The 16813-nt window shown below is 70.0% G+C and carries 14 protein-coding genes, 1 tRNA gene and 1 pseudogene; 5 read left to right on the forward strand and 11 right to left on the reverse strand.

The window, feature by feature from the left end:
* Window positions 1-36: 36 nt before the first annotated feature.
* Both ACZ4M3_RS25745 and ACZ4M3_RS25750 read left to right on the forward strand, forming a co-directional pair.
* A complete protein-coding gene (locus ACZ4M3_RS25745; RefSeq protein ID WP_467736403.1) occupies window positions 37-576 on the forward strand; it encodes a DUF501 domain-containing protein in 540 nt (179 codons plus the stop codon).
* Window positions 573-1514, forward strand: coding sequence for a Ppx/GppA phosphatase family protein (locus tag ACZ4M3_RS25750; protein ID WP_467736405.1), 942 nt, complete (start codon window positions 573-575; stop codon window positions 1512-1514). Before ACZ4M3_RS25745 ends, ACZ4M3_RS25750 begins: the two co-directional genes overlap by 4 nt.
* A gap of 76 nt (window positions 1515-1590) precedes the next feature.
* Here ACZ4M3_RS25750 and ACZ4M3_RS25755 read toward each other — a convergent pair whose 3' ends face one another.
* Both ACZ4M3_RS25755 and ACZ4M3_RS25760 read right to left on the reverse strand, forming a co-directional pair.
* Complete coding sequence (locus ACZ4M3_RS25755; protein WP_467736407.1) at window positions 1591-1860, reverse strand: type II toxin-antitoxin system RelE family toxin; 270 nt, start codon at window positions 1858-1860, stop codon at window positions 1591-1593.
* 2 nt (window positions 1861-1862) lie between these two features.
* A pseudogene (locus tag ACZ4M3_RS25760) lies at window positions 1863-1997 on the reverse strand (type II toxin-antitoxin system Phd/YefM family antitoxin); the annotation flags it as partial.
* Between the two features lie 507 nt (window positions 1998-2504).
* On the opposite strand from ACZ4M3_RS25760, the gene ACZ4M3_RS25765 reads away from it, so the two are divergent.
* Complete coding sequence (locus ACZ4M3_RS25765; RefSeq protein ID WP_467736409.1) at window positions 2505-3890, forward strand: NAD(P)/FAD-dependent oxidoreductase; 1386 nt, start codon at window positions 2505-2507, stop codon at window positions 3888-3890.
* A gap of 327 nt (window positions 3891-4217) precedes the next feature.
* Window positions 4218-5606, forward strand: a complete 1389-nt coding sequence (locus ACZ4M3_RS25770; protein WP_467736411.1) for a class I SAM-dependent methyltransferase — start codon at window positions 4218-4220, stop codon at window positions 5604-5606.
* Between the two features lie 89 nt (window positions 5607-5695).
* Here ACZ4M3_RS25770 and ACZ4M3_RS25775 read toward each other — a convergent pair whose 3' ends face one another.
* Together ACZ4M3_RS25775 and ACZ4M3_RS25780 are read right to left on the reverse strand one after the other, a co-directional pair.
* Window positions 5696-8248 carry an ABC transporter permease gene (locus ACZ4M3_RS25775; RefSeq protein WP_467736413.1) on the reverse strand — a complete coding sequence of 851 codons (2553 nt, stop codon included), beginning with the start codon at window positions 8246-8248 and terminating at the stop codon, window positions 5696-5698.
* A 53-nt stretch (window positions 8249-8301) separates the two neighbouring features.
* Window positions 8302-9063 carry an ABC transporter ATP-binding protein gene (locus ACZ4M3_RS25780; protein ID WP_463413988.1) on the reverse strand — a complete coding sequence of 254 codons (762 nt, stop codon included), beginning with the start codon at window positions 9061-9063 and terminating at the stop codon, window positions 8302-8304.
* A gap of 406 nt (window positions 9064-9469) precedes the next feature.
* Between ACZ4M3_RS25780 and ACZ4M3_RS25785 the strand changes: the two genes are divergently transcribed.
* Window positions 9470-9554, forward strand: a tRNA-Leu gene (locus tag ACZ4M3_RS25785).
* Window positions 9555-9616: 62 nt separating this feature from the next.
* On the opposite strand, the gene ACZ4M3_RS25790 is transcribed toward ACZ4M3_RS25785, so the two are convergent.
* The 7 genes from ACZ4M3_RS25790 to ACZ4M3_RS25820 form a co-directional block, all read right to left on the reverse strand.
* Window positions 9617-10156, reverse strand: coding sequence for a hypothetical protein (locus tag ACZ4M3_RS25790; RefSeq protein WP_467736415.1), 540 nt, complete (start codon window positions 10154-10156; stop codon window positions 9617-9619).
* 142 nt (window positions 10157-10298) lie between these two features.
* Entirely contained in the window at window positions 10299-10937 is a 639-nt protein-coding gene (locus ACZ4M3_RS25795; protein ID WP_467736417.1) for a hypothetical protein, read from the reverse strand.
* 46 nt (window positions 10938-10983) lie between these two features.
* Window positions 10984-11886: an immunity 49 family protein gene (locus ACZ4M3_RS25800; protein WP_467736419.1), complete on the reverse strand. Its 903-nt coding sequence runs from the start codon at window positions 11884-11886 to the stop codon at window positions 10984-10986.
* 482 nt (window positions 11887-12368) lie between these two features.
* On the reverse strand, window positions 12369-13229 hold the full coding sequence (locus ACZ4M3_RS25805) for an immunity 49 family protein (RefSeq protein WP_467736421.1): 861 nt from the start codon (window positions 13227-13229) through the stop codon (window positions 12369-12371).
* Window positions 13226-16030, reverse strand: coding sequence for a hypothetical protein (locus tag ACZ4M3_RS25810; protein ID WP_467736423.1), 2805 nt, complete (start codon window positions 16028-16030; stop codon window positions 13226-13228). Before ACZ4M3_RS25810 ends, ACZ4M3_RS25805 begins: the two co-directional genes overlap by 4 nt.
* On the reverse strand, window positions 16027-16467 hold the full coding sequence (locus ACZ4M3_RS25815) for a DUF6507 family protein (RefSeq protein ID WP_467736425.1): 441 nt from the start codon (window positions 16465-16467) through the stop codon (window positions 16027-16029). Before ACZ4M3_RS25815 ends, ACZ4M3_RS25810 begins: the two co-directional genes overlap by 4 nt.
* Before the next feature lie 33 nt (window positions 16468-16500).
* The gene (locus tag ACZ4M3_RS25820; protein WP_467736427.1) at window positions 16501-16812 is read right to left on the reverse strand and encodes a pore-forming ESAT-6 family protein; all 312 of its coding nucleotides are present in this window, start codon (window positions 16810-16812) and stop codon (window positions 16501-16503) included.
* Window position 16813: the final 1 nt, after the last annotated feature.

Raw genomic sequence — 16813 nt, forward strand, 5'->3', positions numbered from 1 at the left:
GACCACCCACACGAAACGAAGAGACGCACTCCAGGCATGCAGACGCCCCCGCCCCAGACCGACCGCACCGAGCCGACCGCCGCGGACATCGAGGCGTTCGAGCAGCAGCTCGGCCGCCCGCCGCGCGGCCTGCGCGCCATCGCGCACCGCTGCCCCTGCGGCCAGCCGGACGTGGTGGAGACCGCCCCGCGGCTCCCCGACGGCACCCCCTTCCCGACGCTGTACTACCTGACCTGCCCGCGCGCCGCCGGTGCGATCGGCACGCTGGAGGCCAATGGCGTGATGAAGGAGATGCAGGCCCGGCTCGCCGAGGACCCGGAGCTGGCCGCCGCCTACCGGGCCGCGCACGAGGACTACATCACCCGCCGCGACGCCATCGAGGTGCTCCAGGGCTTCCCGAGCGCCGGCGGCATGCCGGACCGGGTGAAGTGCCTGCACGTCCTGGTCGGCCACTCGCTGGCGGCCGGTCCCGGGGTGAACCCGTTCGGTGACGAGGCGTTGGCGATGCTGCCGGAGTGGTGGGCCAAGGGGCCCTGCGTCACGCCGTGCGCGGGGGAGCAGGAGGCGGCGCGGTGACCCGGGTCGCGGGCATCGACTGCGGTACCAACTCCATCCGGCTGCTGGTCGCGGACTGCGACCCGCAGACGGGTGAGCTCGTGGAGCTGGACCGCCGGATGACCATCGTCCGGCTCGGTCAGGGCGTGGACAGGACGGGCCGGCTGGCCCCGGAGGCGCTGGAGCGCACCTTCGCGGCCTGCCGCGAGTACGCCGCGGTGATCAAGGAGCTGGGCGCCGAGCGGGTGCGGTTCGTGGCCACCTCGGCCTCGCGGGACGCCGAGAACCGGGAGGAGTTCGTCCAGGGGGTGCTGGAGATCCTGGGCGTGGAGCCCGAGGTGATCACCGGGGACCAGGAGGCGGAGTTCTCCTTCACCGGCGCCACCAAGGAGCTCACCGGCCGCGCCGACCTGGAGCGGCCGTTCCTGGTCGTGGACATCGGCGGCGGCTCCACCGAGTTCGTCGTCGGCTCGGAGCACGTTGAGGCGGCCCGCTCCGTGGACGTGGGCTGCGTCCGGATGACCGAACGCCACCTGGTGGTGGACGGGGTGGTCAGCGACCCGCCGACCGGGGCGCAGGTCGCCGCCATACGGGCCGACATCGAGGCCGCCCTGGACCTGGCCGCCGAGACGGTGCCGCTGGAGCGGGCCCGCACCCTGGTGGGCCTCGCGGGCTCGGTGACCACCGTCGCCGCCGTCTCGCTGGGCCTGGCGGAGTACGACTCGTCGGCGATCCACCACTCCCGGATCCCGTACGAGGAGGTCCGCGCGGTCACCGAGCGGATGCTGACCTCCACCCACGCCGAGCGCGAGGCCATCCCGGTCATGCACCCGGGCCGGGTCGACGTGATCGGCGCGGGCGCCCTGGTCCTGCTCGCCATCATGGAGCGCATCGGCGCCTCGGAGGTCGTCGTCTCGGAACACGACATCCTCGACGGCATCGCCTGGTCGGTGGCCTGAGCGGGCCCGCGGTCGCCCGCGGCGGATCCGGCACCACCGGCCGCCGGCGGCGGCGAAACGACACCCGGGCGGGGCGTCACGGATTGCGGTAGACGTCCCGCCGGTCGCCCACTTCGACGACGAGGATGACGAGTTCGCCCTCGTTGATCTGGTAGGCGACCCGGTAGCTTCCGACCCGCAGCCGGTAGAGCCCCGCCGGGCCGGCAAGTGCCTTGACGTCGGCGTCCTCCTGGTAGGGGTCTTCGCCGAGGGCGGTCAGCGCGGTCAGGACTCGCATGGCGTCGGGCCGGCTGATGGCCCGGAGCTGCCGTTGTGCCGCGGTGGTGAACCGGAACGCGTACTCCACCCTGCGTCTTCGGCGTGCTCGCTGAACAGGTCCGCCAGCAGTTCGGCCATCGTCACGGTGGGGCCGTCCTCGGCCCGGTTGATGTGGTCCGCACAGTGCGCCCGTGCTTCCCGTACGGTCACGGTGTTGTCGGTCATGACGTCAGTGCACGCGCATGTGTGTACACGGGGGCGGACTCGGGTATCCGAAGCGGGCCCGCGGCGTGCTGAGTCGGCCTGGTTCGCGGGTCGTTCGGGCCTGGAGCGGGCGTGGACAGGACCTTGTGGGGGCCTGTTCGGGAGACGGAAGTGCCTTCGAATGCACGAGCTTCGTGAAGTTCTTCACAAGGAAAAGAGGCGCGCAGGGTGAAGCGGAGGGTCCTTCGGGGCGTTCCCGCGCCCAGCGGGCCCTTTTTGTGCGAGCGTTCGTGCGATTGGCGGAGGTGGTCGGCGCGGGTCGGTAGGTATCCACGAACCCGGTGGTCTACTCCGTTTTCGGCCCAGGAGGCCAGTTCAGGACGGGTGAACAACGACTTCCGTTACACGGTGGTTCCCGTTCGGCGCCATGATCTGGGTCACGTGGGCGGCGCAGTGTAGCAGAGGGTCCCGAGCACCTTGTGAAGGGGCTCACGAGCGTCACCCCTGGGGGTGCTGGATACTCGTTCCATGAGCACCACGGAGCGTCCCAGGATCCTCGTTGTAGGAGGTGGGTACGTAGGCCTGTACGCAGCCAAGCGCATCATGAAGAAGATGCGCTACGGCGAGGCGACCGTCACGGTTGTCGACCCGCGCTCGTACATGACCTACCAGCCCTTCCTCCCCGAAGTGGCCGCAGGCAGCATCTCGCCTCGGCACGTCGTCGTCCCGCTGCGACGCGTGCTGCCCAAGGCAGAGGTTCTCACCGGCCGGGTCACCAGCATCGACCAGGACCGCAAGGTCGCCGTCGTCACGCCGCTGGTCGGCGAGGCGTACGAGCTGCCCTTCGACTACCTGGTGATCGCGCTCGGCGCCGTCTCCCGCACCTTCCCGATCCCCGGCCTCGCCGAACAGGGCATCGGTATGAAGGGCGTCGAAGAGGGCATCGGCCTGCGCAACCACGTACTCGAGCAGCTCGACAAGGCCGAGTCCACGACGGACGAGAACGTCCGCCGCAAGGCCCTCACCTTCGTCTTCGTCGGCGGCGGCTTCGCCGGCGCGGAGACCATCGGCGAGGTCGAGGACATGGCCCGCGACGCGGCCAAGTACTACTCCAGCATCAAGCGCGAGGACATGCGCTTCATCCTGGTCGACGCGGCCGACAAGATCCTTCCCGAGGTCGGGCCGAAGCTCGGCACCTGGGGCAAGGAGCACCTCGAGTCCCGCGGCATCGAGATCTACCTCAACACCTCCATGGACTCCTGCGTGGACGGCCACGTGGTGCTGAAGAACGGCCTCGAGGTCGACTCCAACACCATCGTCTGGACCGCCGGCGTCAAGCCGAACCCGGTCCTGGCCCGCTACGGCCTCCCGCTGGGCCCCCGCGGCCACGTCGACGCCGCCCCGACCCTCCAGGTGACCGGCACCGACTACATCTGGGCCGCGGGCGACAACGCCCAGGTCCCGGACGTCGCCGCCCGCAAGGCCGGCGTCGAGAACGCCTGGTGCCCGCCGAACGCCCAGCACGCGCTGCGCCAGGCCAAGGTCCTCGGCGACAACGTCATCTCGGGCATGCGGGGCTTCCCGCAGCACGAGTACTCGCACTCCAACAAGGGTGCGGTGGCGGGCCTCGGCCTGCACAAGGGCGTCGCGATGATCGTCATGGGCAAGATGAAGATCAAGCTCAAGGGCCGGCTCGCCTGGTACATGCACCGTGGCTACCACGGCATGGCCATGCCGACCTGGAACCGCAAGATCCGCGTCTTCGCCGACTGGACCCTCGGCATGTTCCTCAAGCGCGAGGTCGTCTCCCTCGGGGCGCTCGAATCCCCGCGCGAGGAGTTCTACGAGGCCGCCAAGCCGGCCCCGGCCCCGGCCGCCGCCCAGGCTCCGGCCCAGAAGGCCAAGGCCTCCTGACGCGGCGCGAGCCGCGTCACCCCTGAGTAAGACCAGTACGTCCCCGAAGGGGCCGCCCGCCATCCGTGGTGCGGGCGGCCCCTTCGGCGTTTCCGGCCGCCGGGGCTCGGGAGCAGGGGGCGATCCACCCTGCTCCCGGGCCCCTCGCGCCGTTCCCCGTCCCTCCCGGCGCTCCCCTGACCCGCTGCCCCCCGGGCCCCCTGCACCACGCCCTCGTGCCGCCCTGGGGCGTTCCTTGAGCCGCCTCCGCGAAGATCGTCCGGACAGGGCCTAACCCCCGCCGGAAATGGGTAGGCCGTTCGGTCGGAACTTATGGAGGTGCCTGCCATGACCGACGCCGCGCCGCGGCTGGCCGCTCTCGCCGAAACCCTGCTGGGCGCCCCCGTGCCCGTGCGCATACGAGCCTGGGACGGCAGCGAGGCCGGCCCGTCCACCGGCCCCACCCTGGTCCTCAACCACCGCCGGGCGCTGCGCCGGATGCTGTGGAAGCCGGGCGAGCTGGGGCTGGCCCGCGCCTGGGTGGCCGGTGACCTGACCGTCGAGGGGGACCTGTTCGAGCTGCTGGACCGGGTGGCCGGACTGCTCTGGGAGCGCGAGCCCGCCCCCGCCCCGGCCGCGAAGGCCACCACCACCGGGCTGGCCAAACTCGCCGCGCTGCGCCCTTACCTGCCCGCCGCCGCCTCCGGCACCGCCGGTACGGCCAAGCTGCTGCGCGACCCCGAGGTACGGGCCGCCGTACGCGACCTCATCGCCCTGGCCCGGCCCTGGCCGGCGCCCGCACCGCCTCCGGAGGAGGCCGTCCGGCGCGGCGGCGCCATCCACAGCAAGGGCCGCGACCGCCGGGCGATAAGCCACCACTACGACGTCGGCAACGCCTTCTACGAGCGCGTCCTCGGCCCCTCGATGGTGTACTCCTGCGCGTACTGGAGCCCCGGCGGCACCCTGGAGGACGCCCAGCGCGCCAAGCTCGACCTGGTCTGCCGCAAGCTCGACCTGGCCCCGGGGCAGCGGCTGCTCGACGTGGGCTGTGGCTGGGGTTCCATGGCCCTGCACGCGGCCCGCGAGTACGGGGTCCAGGTCACCGGCGTCACCCTCTCGCAGGAGCAGGCCGTCTACGCGCGCAAGCGGGTCGCCGAGGAGGGCCTGGCCGACCGGATCGACATCCGGATCCAGGACTACCGGGACGTCAAGGACGGCCCGTACGACGCGATCTCCTCGATCGGCATGGCCGAGCACGTCGGCGCCGCCCGCTACCGCGAGTACGCCCGCACCCTGCACGAACTGCTCCGCCCCGGCGGCCGGCTGCTGAACCACCAGATCGCCCGGCCGCCGGAGCCCGATGAAGAGGCCTACCGGATCGACGAGTTCATCGACGCCTACGTCTTCCCCGACGGCGAGCTCTCGCCGATCGGCACCACCGTCGGCGAACTGGAGCGGGCCGGCTTCGAGGTCCGCGACGTCGAGGCGCTGCGCGAGCACTACGCGCTGACGCTACGGGCCTGGGTGGCCCGGCTGGAGCGGCACTGGGACGAGGCCGTCCGGCTGACCTCGCCCGGCCGCGCCCGGGTGTGGCTGCTCTACATGGCGGCCTCGGCGCTCGGCTTCGAGCACAACCGGCTCGGCGTCAACCAGGTCCTCGCGGTCCGCCCCGGCAGCGGCGGGCTGTCCGGGATGCCGCTGCGGGCCCGCGAGTGGGGCGCGCCGCAGGCTCCGTAGTCGGGTGCGGCACGGCCGCGTACGGCGTACGGGAAGGGCCCCGCGACCGGAACTCCGGTCGCGGGGCCCTTCCCGTACGGTGCCTGCCGCTACTCGGTCTTGATGGCGGTCAGCATGTTCAGCCGGGCGGCGCTGCGGGCCGGCCACATGGCCGCCAGGGCGCCGACCACACCGGCCAGCAGCATGAAGATCGCGATCCGGTCGAACGGGACGACCAGCGCGTAGTGCGGCACGCCGTCCTTGATGGTCTGGCCGACGGCCCAGGCGATGAACGTACCGAGGGCGACACCGATGACCGCGCCGAACAGCGAGATCACGATGGCCTCCAGGCGGATCATGTTCTTGACCCGGCCCCGGTCCAGGCCGATGGCGCGCAGCATGCCGATCTCCTGGGTCCGCTCGTAGACGGACATGGCCAGGGTGTTGACGACGCCGAGCACCGAGATGATCAGCGCCATGCCCAGCAGGCCGTACATGATGTTGAGCGCGGTGTTGATCGCCCCGCCCAGCTCGTTGCGCATGTCCTGCTGGGTGGCGATGTTCATCGCCGGGTTCTTGCCGAGTGCGTCGACCAGGGTCTGCTGGGCCTTGGCGGAGGGGCCGCCGTCCATCTTGACGAAGACCTCGGGCAGGTAGGGCTTCTCCTCGTGCTGGCTGAGGATCTTGTAGTCGATCAGGTAGGGGGAGAGCATGCCGTCCATCTCCTTGTAGACGGCGCCGACGACCAGATCACCCTTCTTGTCGTCGTCGAATGCGGTCTTGAGGACCGAACCGACCTTGAGCCCGTGGGACTTCGCCGTCGTGTCGGCGACCGCGACCTGGCCCTTGCCGAGGCTGTCCAGCGAACCGGCGGTGACCTCGATGTTGAGGAGCGATCCGATCGCGGCCGGCTCGACGCCGGAGACGGAGCTGAATTCCTTGCCGCCGCCGAAGCGCAGCGACCCGGCCTGCTGCGGGGAGACCGCCTTGACGCCCGGCGCCTTGGCCAGCGCGCCGATCACGCTCTGGTCGAGGCTGCCGAAACCGCCGGACAGGGAGACCTTGTAGTCGGCCTTGAGCTGGTCCGTGGTCATCCGGTCCACGGCCTTGCCCATGGTCACGCCCAGCACCGACAGGGCGGTGACCAGGGTCAGGCCGATGGCCAGCGAGGCCGCGGTGACGGCGGTACGGCGCGGGTTGCGCACGGCGTTCTGTGCGGCAAGCTTGCCGGCCACCCCGAAGGCCTTGCGCAGCGCCGGGCGCAGGGCGGCGATGACCGGGCGGGAGAGCGCGGGCAGCAGGACGATGATGCCGATCATCGTGAGGAAGGCGCCCGCGCCGATGATCATCTTGCCGTCCTTGCCGACCAGCGCGCCGCCGAGGATCCCGGCCAGGCCGAACAGGGTGAGCGCGCCGCCGATGCTGTTGCGCAGCACCAGGGACTTGGCGGTGGCCGGCAGGTGGGCGCTTCCCATGGCGGCGACCGGGGCGATCTTGGCGGTGCGGCGGGCGGGCAGCCAGGCCGCGAGCAGCGTGACGAGGACACCGATGACGATCGCGGTCAGGACGGTCCCCGGGCTGACGACCAGCGGACCGGCCGGGATCTTCGCGCCGATGGAGTCCATCAGGGAGCGCATGCCGACCGCGAGGCCGACGCCGGCCAGCAGGCCGACGGCGGAGGAGACCACGCCGACGACGAGGGCCTCGGCCAGCACGGACCGCTTGACCTGGCCGCGGTTGGCGCCGATGGCGCGCAGCAGGGCCAGCTCCTTGGTGCGCTGGGCGACCAGCATCGTGAAGGTGTTGTAGATCAGGAAGATGCCGACGAACAGCGAGATCAGTGCGAAGGTCAGCAGCATCTGGTTGGTGGTGTCCATCTGCCGCTCGATGTTCTTGGCCTGCTCGGCGGCCAGCTCGGCGCCGGTCTTGGCCGTGGCGTCCTTGCCGATGAGCGGCTTGACCTCGGACAGCAGCCGGTCGGCGGTGGTACCGGGCGCGGCGCTGACCGAGAGCTCCTCGTAGAAGCCGGGGGCCAGGTAGAGCCGCTGGGCGGTGGTGGTGTCGAACAGCACCAGCGAGCCGCCCGCGTTGACCTGGCCGTCCTCGGTGGTGAACACGCCGGCGAGGGTGTACTCGGAGGGCAGGCCGTTGGAGGCCACCCGGACCTTGTCGCCGACCTCGTACTGGCCGCGCCGGGCGGTCTCCTCGTCGAGGGCGATCTGGTCGGCCTTCGCGGGGCCGTTGCCCTCGGTGAAGGTGTAGCGGGGGTCCTTGCCGTCCTTGACCGGGGCGAAGTTGGAACCGCGGTTGGCCCAGCCGCTGCCGATCAGCTTGCCGTCGGGGTCGGCGACCCCGGCGAAGCCGGAGACGCGGCCGGAGACGGTGTCGACGCCCGGAAGGGCCTTGACCTTGTCGAGGGTCTGCGCGCTGATGCCCGGCTCGCCCTCCTTGGTCCCGGCGTCGTTGCGGGAGCGGCCGTCGGCGGTGACGGAGACGGCGATGCCGTCGAAGCTCTTGGCGGACTGGCCGGAGAGGGCCTTGCCGACGGTGTCGGTGAAGACGAGCGTGCCGGAGACGAAGGCCACGCCGAGGACGACGGCGAGCACCGTCATCAACAGCCTTGCCTTGTGCGCGAGGACGTTGCGCAGGGCGGTACGGAACATGGTGGAGGCGTCCAGGGGGTCGGAGGTCAGCGGGGACGGGGAGGGGCGGTCCCTCAGCTGGTGCGGCCCTTGGCGTCGAAGGCCTTCATGCGGTCGAGGACGCCGTCGGCGCTCGGGCTCAGCATCTCGTCGACGATGCGGCCGTCGGCGAGGAAGATGACGCGGTCCGCGTAGGAGGCGGCGACCGGGTCGTGGGTGACCATCACGACGGTCTGGCCCATCTCGCGGACGGAGTTGCGCAGGAAGCCGAGCACCTCCGCGCCGGAGCGGGAGTCGAGGTTGCCGGTGGGCTCGTCACCGAAGATGATCTCCGGCCGGGAGGCGAGGGCGCGGGCCACGGCCACGCGCTGCTGCTGGCCGCCGGACAGCTGCGTCGGGCGGTGGCCGAGGCGGTCGGAGAGGCCGACCATGCGGATCACCGAGTCCAGCCACTGCTGGTCGGGCTTGCGGCCGGCTATGTCCATGGGCAGCGTGATGTTCTCCAGGGCCGTCAGCGTCGGCAGCAGGTTGAAGGCCTGGAAGATGAAGCCGATCTTGTCCCGGCGCAGCTGGGTCAGCTGCTTGTCCTTGAGGGAGCCGAGCTCGGTGTCGCCGATGCGCACGGAGCCGCCGGAGAAGGTGTCCAGGCCCGCGACGCAGTGCATCAGCGTGGACTTGCCGGAGCCGGAGGGGCCCATGATCGCGGTGAACCGGCCCTGGCCGAAGTCGACGGAGACGTTGTCCAGCGCCACCACCTGGGTCTCGCCCTGGCCGTACACCTTGGACAGCTGCGTGGCGCGGGCGGCCACCGCCTGGGTGGTGGGGGCGTAGTTCATGGCGGTCACGGGGGACTCCTGTCGAGCGGGGTGCTGCGCTGTGGCGGGACCCTCCCATCCTCCCCGCGCGCACCCCCGCCCCGGATCAGCCGCGGTGCCGGTTCGACGGCCCACCGGAGGCTGACCACGGGGCGGCCCGCCTCCTCCTCTGGTATGACTCCGCCGCTGTGGCCGCCCTTGCGGACGGGGTGGCGGACGGGGTGGCGCGGGGAGGCGAAATCCCGTCAATTGCGCGTGGGGGAGATCGTCGCCGGGAAGGGGCCGACCGCGTGTTATCGCGCCTGACGACCACTCAAGCGCCAATAAAATCAGACAACATCGGACAGACGCCCAGGTCGGAGCAGGGATACTACGGATAGGCTCACCCGTAGCGTTCACAGATCTTCCACGGGGGTCGCCACGCCCTGCCCGGATGGTGGAATGCAGACACGGCGAGCTTAAACCTCGCTGGCCTTCGGGCCGTGCCGGTTCAAGTCCGGCTCCGGGCACCACTCACCCAGGGCAGGGGCGCGCCGGTGACCACGGCCGCCCCGGCGGAAACGTTCGCTTCCGTTCAGCCCGAGCCCGTGGGGTTCGCCGTCACCGACTCGATGAAGGCGGCCGCCTCGTGTTCGACGACGCGGACGTGGTCGACGTCGTCGTGGCCGAGCGCGTAGAGCCTGAGGTACTCGGTCGGCTCCCAGCGCAGGTCGCGGGTGAATGCCTCGTCATGACTCCCGTCCTCGTCTACCCGGCGGCGGACGATGCCCCTCGGGCTCTGCCGGGGGTGCCGTTCGTCGGTCTTCGCGTGGTACGTGATCTCGCCCTCGGCGTCGAGGGTGGCGGGGGCGACGGTGAGGAAGGGTGGCGCGGAGGCGTTGGTCTCCACGGTTCCCAGCGGGATCATCACGCCGTTGAGGTCGAGGTACTCCTCCAGGTAGAACCCGCCACCGCGCTCGAACAGCAGCAGGAGCGGCTCGTACGGGTCCGGCAGACCGGCGGTCGGCCCGGTGCGGGCGCCACCCAGGCAGCCCCAGCGGACGACCGCGCGGCACAGGGCCCGCAGCGACTCCGGAGCCGGCCCCCGCACCAGACCTTCCACCTCGGCGGCCACGTCGGCCGGCGTCCGCACGTCGGCGTCGACGTGCTCCGCGATGTCGAAGAAGGGCCACGCACGCCCCTACGCGTCCTCGCTCGCCCCGGCGGGCTTGCATCGGCTGTTCCGGAACCGCGTACAACGACCAGGGCCCGCTACATCAGGTCGGTGAGATCGGGCCCGCGACCCCCGACGAGTTCAGGAGCCTTGATCCGTACTCCTCGGCAACGCCGAAATAAGTCGGCTCGCCCGGCTCGGCCGCGACTCCCAGCACCTCGTCGAGGTCTCGCAATGCCCCGGCGAGGCGCGGGGCATTGTTCGCGTGGACAGCGGGGTGCGGATCGCCCCGGAAATCACAGGCGCCCCACATGTCGTGGTACACGGACAGCTCTGCTGACGGGTCCCCGGGGTCCGGTGATACCCGGAGCTCGACGAGGCGGTATTCACGCCGACGCTCGCCCTCCGCATTGCCCCATCGGCCGTACCCCAGCACGAGGATTCCGGACATCTCCGCGGCCGGATGGCCAACGGGTTGGCATGCCCGCATCATTTTCGGCAGTTCCGCATCGTCGAGCGAGGCCCCGTGGATGTCGAGCCGGCTGTGGATGCCCAGGCCGCCTTTGCCGATCTCGAACCAGCTCCACTCCAACGAGTGGACTTCGAGCAACCCGTACTCGGCCAGTATGGCCGACATACGGGCCGCAGTCCGGAGTGCGGATTCAAGACCCGGCTCCGCCACCTCCACGAGATCCCAGAACCACGAGCCGCACTCCCGCGGTGCGCGCATGAGAACCGACATCCAACCCTCTTGGGACCTCTCGGCATCCCGTCTTCCAGTGAGCCGCTTACGTGGGGAACTCGCCGGCCCAGTTGCGGCTGATGAGGGTAGCGGGCAGGTAGTCGGACTCGACCTCGATGGGCATGCCGGCGTCGTGGGCGAGGCAGGCCATGGCGAGCGGCGCGAGCGCGACGAGGCCCGGAATGGTGGTGGCCCGGCCCTCCTCGCTCCAGTACTCCTTGTGCCACTGGAGGGCAGCCGCGAGGGCCTTGTCGAAGCCTTCGTTGTCGTTGCGGACGATGCGGTGGAACATTTCCATCGGCGGGTACAGCAGTTTGCTCACTGCCTCCGGGTCGGTGATGGCTGCCGGATCCGTGCCGTCGACCGCGGCCACCAGCTTCCGGCCGAGCTCCGGGCCGCCGATCCAGTAGGTTTGGAGGGTATCGATCCAGGCGAAGTGGAATTCGTCGAAGCGTGAACCGTTCTCGCGGAGCAGGGACATCGGCACCTGGCACAGGGTCGTGATCCTGTCCCGTTCCCGGCATACCACGGCGAGGTAGAAGGCGGTCAGCCAGGTGTTCGGGTGCAGGTACCACTGGGAGCCGGTGGTTTGCAGCGTCCGGTCCTTGTGCGCGATGCGGCACTGCACGTGCTCCCCGCTCGTGGTGGCGGCGGCGAAGGCAGCCGAGCTCACCTGCATCGCAGTCACCCAAGCGTCCCACGTGGGGTAGATCGAGCCCCTCGGGTCCATGAGGCAGTGCGCCTTGGCCAGCGTAAGGGTGGTACCCACGGCGTCGCCGAGCCTGGTGGAGCGTTCCTCCAGGCCGTCGATCAGCTCCTGTGCGTTGTCCCGGAGCACGGCGAGGCCCGCTTCCGCGTTCCCCGTAGGAAAGGGGTGGCGGGGAATGATCGCGAGCAACGAACTGACGTCGGGGTCATCGATGTCGATGCGCCGCACCGGGTCCCTCATGGAATCACCTCCGGTCCGGCCGGCAAGCCGATTCGGGTGCCCGCCCACAGCAATTCGTTCATCGCCTTTTGGTCCGTTCCCAACCGTACTTTCCCGCCCGGGGCATGGCCGCCGTGGATGTGGTCGCCCGTGCGGCCGGTGGGAGTGTGGTCGGCTGCGTGGACGGGTCGCAGATGTCGCAGCCGAGGTGGATGGCGTGGGCGCCGGCTGAGACCAGTCGTGGGGTCTTGGCCGGTGCCGGGGTGTGGGACGGGGTTTCGACCTTGGCGTCGGCGGACCGCCGCGATCCCATCCGCCACGCAAGGGATGGCGGGCTGTCCGAGCGCGACCAGACCCTCACGGCTCTTTGCGCGCCTCGTGCACGACTCCCGGGTCTCCAGTACCGAACCGTCGGCTTCCAGTCAGTTGGTCCTGGTTCTGGCACACGACGGCCAGGGGGAGGCGGTGAGCCGTGGCGCCGCGAACCGAGGCCGGTCCGCCTGTCACGTGGGGAATTCGCCGAGCCACCCACGAGTCAGCAGGTGGTGGGGAAGGTAGCCCGATTCGACCTCGATCGGCATCTTGCCGTCGAAGGCGAAGCACGCGATGGCCAAGGGGGCCAGCGCGAGATGACCGCCCGGGCTCTCCACTCGCTTCTCGTCAGCCGTCCAGTACGCCTTGTGCAGCTCCAGTGCCTGGACCAACGCCTCGTTGAACCCGTCCGCGTTCTGGGTGATGAACAGGTAGAAGAGGTTGATCGGCGGTGCCAGCACCGCCTCCAACATTTCCCGCGGAGCCTCCACGGCGGTGCCCGGAGTCGACATTTCGACGGCGCGGGTCAACTTCTCCACCAGGCCGGGCCCCTGGAGCCAGTACGTCTGCAACGTATCGACCCAGTGCCGGACGAACTCGTCGAACCCGCCGCCATGGAGGCGGTCGAGCGGGAAGCGAGCCAATTCGGTGATGCGAGCCTGGTCCCGGCACACCACGGCGAGCCAGAACGTGGTCAGCCACGTCCCGAGGTCCGTGAGGCCCTGATCCGCACCCGTGGCCGGCAGCGTTCGGATCTGACGGTTGATCCGGCATTCCACGGTCCCCTCGGTCGCGGAAGCCGTGGCGAAGATGGCGGATCCCACCTGCAGGGCGTTGACGACCGCTTCCCAGGTCTCCAGCTTCGCCGCACGAGGGTCGACCGTGCAACGTGCGCCGAGGTGGAGGAGCGCGTTGTTGAAGACGCGCCCGAGGGCGTGGGGGCGCCGCTCCAGCTTGTCGATGTCATCGGCCAGATCCTCACCGAGTGACTCGGCCCACTCTTCTTCCGTGGCCCCCGGTGCCGCAAAGTGCCTACTGACAATGGTGGTCACCGGAGGGTCCCCTTACTGATGTCGAAGCGCTGGAACTGGTAGCCACTGTACTGGAGTCCGTTTTGGTCGCCCTTGACGACCACGTATTCCAGGTTCCCGTCGTCGAAGGCGTCTTCCAGTGCCTTTGCGAGCCTCCGCTCGCTCGGGATGGTCTTACCGCGCTCCTTCATTTCGCGGATTATGTCGAAAAAGTACTCCTGGGAGCCTTGTGAAACCCTGCGTCCGTCGGGGAGGTTTCGACCGCCGAGCTTGGTGCTGACACTGCTCTTCGCTTCGACCACGACGTAACGACCGTCCGCAGTGCGCCACACCTGGTCGAACTGGTCATTGCCGTTCTTGGGGCCGTGCAGGGTTTCCTTCGTGGACCCGGCGTAGTGCTCGGCGATGTAGTGGTGCTCCGCGACGTACTCGCCGTAGGCGCCCGTCTCTTCGATCATCGACTTGTGGTAGTGACGGTACGCCTCGCGGCCCTCCGCCAGGTCGTGCGCGGTGGCCTCCGTGCCGTGAAGCGCGTGGTTGGCGTCCGCTTCCTTCTTGAACGTATCGGCGAGCTGATCCGCCCATACCGAGTAGAAACGCTTCCGGGTGGCTTCCTGCAGCCCGGCAAGACGTGTGGGATCGGTGACCGAACCCGGGGTCTCGTGCACGTATTTCCGGTCGAGATAGTGCGGCGTAGGCGGTTCGGGAGCGTCCTTCGCGCGAATCCAGGGAGAATTTTCGTCCGCCCTGGTGAGCTGCGGTGGCGTGGTGCCGCTCTCGTCTACGAAGTCCAGGTTCTTCCGATTTCCGTTGTTCTTGTAATAGTCGTCGAAATAACCCGGTTCCTCGTTGGCCCGGTACACCTGGATTTCTTCGACTTGGGTCTCTGTCAGGTGCGGTCCGTAGGGGTTGTCGCCGTCCTGCATGAAGCCGGGCCGCTCCACCGGCTCCCGGGTGACCGGGCCGTTGCCGGCCGCCCCGTCGCCCGCACGCGCCGCGTCGTCCAGGCCGCCCCCGCCCGGGTGGTCCGGGAGGTGGCTGCCCGCGCCCGGGGTGTCGGGGAGGTGGGGGCCGCCGGTGGACGGGCCGTCGGGGTGGCCCCCAGTCCCCGGGCCGTCCGGATGGTGGCTGCCCGTGCCCGGGCCGTCCGGGTGGGCGCCGATGGAGGGGGTGTCGCCCGGGTGGGGGGTGCCCGGGGTGGTGTTGAGGTCGTTGCGCGGCATGCCGTCCGGGGCGTGGCCGCCCGGGGTGTGGTCGCCCGCGTGGCCCGTCGGGGTGTGGTCGCCCACGTGGACCGGGTCGGACATGTCGGAGCCGAGGCGGATCACGTCGTCGCCGCCGCGGGCGCCGACGCCCGCCAGGACGGGGGCCTCGACCTTCGGGGCGTGGGCCGGGGCCGACGGGGTTTCGGGTTTGGCGTCGGCGGCGCGTTGGAAGAGGCTGCCGTCCTTCTTGTAGAGGTTGCCGTCCGCGTCCATGTACTTCGCGGGGCTGTCGTCGAAGGGCAGTTTGACCGTGCCCGGGGGCAGGGTGGCGGTGCCCTCGGGGAGTTTGATGCCCCCGTCCGGGAGCTTGATCGCACCCTCGGGGACCGCGGTGCCCGAGGGGAGGTGAATCGTTCCGTCGGGCAGCATCGTGGAGCCGTCGGGCAGCGCGAACGCGCCCTCGGAGATCTTTGGGATCTCTATCTTCCCGATGCCCTTGAGGCCGGCCATCACGTCGCCGAGCTTCGACAGGCCGGCGCCCGCGCCTTTGAACACGTACGTCATCGGGTCGATGGCCCGCCCGGCCTTGCCCGCGAAGGACAGCGCCTTCGCCGCGACCCCGGCCTTGCCCGCGCCCGACGCCGCCGCGCCCGCGCCGTCGGTGAACACCGCGGTGAGCACGTTGAAGGTGACCGCGCCCGCCGCCCGCGAGGGGTTCTCGCTCCACTGGTCCCACGCCAGCAGCGCCTTGCCCGTCTCCTTCATCGCCGTGCGCGAATCACGGATCCAGGACGGCAGGTCCTTGTCGTCCGCCATCCAGAACGCCGTGGCCGCGCCCGGCGTCAAGGTGATCGCGATACCCGTCGACAGCTTCGCCAGCCCCGTCCAGGCCTGCTTCGTGGCCTCCCAGCCGTCACAGCCGACCAGCGTGCCCAGGCCCTTGACCGTGCCCCACACACCGTCCACGATGACGCCCTTGCCGAAGTCGTAGGCGTGCTCCCACACCTGCCACCACGGCACCGACTCCTCGACCGCCTCCCCCCACGGCAGCGACTTGGAATGCTTGAGCGCCTCCGCGTCATAGCCGTACATGTTCGCGCCGTGCGAGCCGTCATCGACCTTCAGCGGCGCCCCGCCCACCAGCGCCACGATCTTGTCGTGTGCGGTGCGCTCGGCGGCCTGGAACTGCGACCACACCTCGGCGATCTTGTTACGGCGGTCGAGGTTCTCCTCGACGAGGTCCCCGTCCTCGTTCCACTTGCTGTCGTCCGAAACCTTCGACTTGAACGACGCAGCCTGCGCCTTCAGCGTCTCCAGCTGCTTGACCAGCGGACGGATCTCGTTCGCGTACGAACCCAGCGCGCCCGCGATGGTGCACATGTCACCACTGAACGACATCGTGGTGTCCGCGACCGGCTTCGTCACCGCGAACAGCTGCTCGGCCTCGGGCGCCTGGTAGTACGCCGACAGACCACCGAACGTGGTGTGCACCGAAGTACCGGCGTTCGCCAGCGCCCCACCGTCCCCCGACAGCGCCTTGACCTTCTCGTCCAGCACCGCCAGTTCACCGGTGAACACCGGCACCTCGGCGGGATCGACCGGATCGTTGTTGCTCACTTGCCGCCCCCCGCCGCGTCCCGCAGCTCATCCAGCCGCACGTTCTTCGCCGCGTCCTGAGCATGCTTGGCCGCGTCCAGATCACCCTCGATGTACTCGTTCGTCGCCTTCGCCGCACCCAGCACCGCCGCCTGGATCCGGTCCACCATCGCCTTCACGTCCGGCTGGCGCTTCTCCAGGTACTGCGACAGCGCCGCACCCACCGGGCCCGTCGTCCCCCGGTGCGACAACGCCACCTGCCCCGTCGCCACCGGACCCTGGCGCGCCGCGTTCGGCACCGTCGCCGCCGAACCCGGCACCGCCGTGCCCGCCGCGTACGCCGCCTCCGACATGTGACCCATCAGCGCGTTCAGCGCCTTCTCCAGCTCACCCGCCCGCTCACCGGTGAGCTTCAACTGCGACTGCACACCCTGAGGCTTGATGTCCCACGACGTCATACGTCCCCCGTAAAACCGTCCGACCCGTCCGGCTCAGCCGATGTTGTCGACCGCGGCCTTCGCCCGCGCGATCGTCTGGTGCGCCGTCGCGTCGTTCTTCTCCAGCGTCGACTTCAACAACTGGATGATGTTCTTCACCTCTTGAGAGGCGTTCTTCCAGCGCAGTTCCTTGCCGTGGTACTCATCCGCCACACCGTCCGCCGCGAAGTCCGACATCGCCGCCTTCACCTGCGCGTCCCGCGCCGCGATCACCTGCTCCAACTGCCCGATCACGACCTGGATGTTGCCCTGCGCCTCCGTCGACGCACCCGTGTCATACGAACGACGGTCCGTGCCACCGGCCATC

This window comes from Streptomyces sp. NPDC026522 (assembly GCF_055567555.1).